General features: G+C 66.6%; 1 protein-coding gene. It reads left to right on the top strand.

The genetic code is table 11. The annotated features are described in order from the left end of the window. The coding region (locus tag V6U90_RS33790; RefSeq protein ID WP_334445273.1) for a carboxyl transferase domain-containing protein at positions 1 to 581 on the top strand (581 nt) is incomplete at both ends.

Genomic DNA, 581 nt, shown 5'->3' with positions numbered 1-581 from the left:
GTCTTCGGCGGCTCCCTCGGCGAGGTCTTCGGCTCCAAGATCGTCAAGGTGATGGACCTGGCCATGAAGATCGGTTGCCCGGTCGTCGGGATCAACGACTCCGGGGGCGCCCGCATCCAGGAGGGCGTGGTCAGCCTCGGCCTCTACGGCGAGATCTTCTTCCGCAACGTACGCGCCTCCGGCGTCATCCCGCAGATCTCCCTGGTGATGGGGCCGTGCGCGGGTGGTGCGGTCTACTCCCCGGCGGTCACCGACTTCACCGTGATGGTCGACCAGACCTCGCACATGTTCATCACCGGCCCGGACGTCATCAAGACGGTCACCGGCGAGGACGTGGCGATGGAGGAACTGGGTGGTGCGCGTACCCACAACACCCGCAGCGGCAACGCGCACTACCTCGCCACCGACGAGTCCGACGCCATCGACTACGTCAAGGCGCTGCTGTCGTACCTGCCGGCGAACAACCTGGACGAGCCGCCGATGTTCGACACGCCGGCCGACCTCGACGTGACCGATGCGGATCGGGAGCTGGACACCCTGATCCCCGACTCGGCCAACCAGCCGTACGACATGCACCGGGT

It is taken from the genome of Micromonospora sp. CPCC 206060 (genome assembly GCF_036906895.1).
GTDB lineage: Bacteria > Actinomycetota > Actinomycetes > Mycobacteriales > Micromonosporaceae > Micromonospora.
This window is presented reverse-complemented; position numbering and strand designations above follow the sequence as displayed.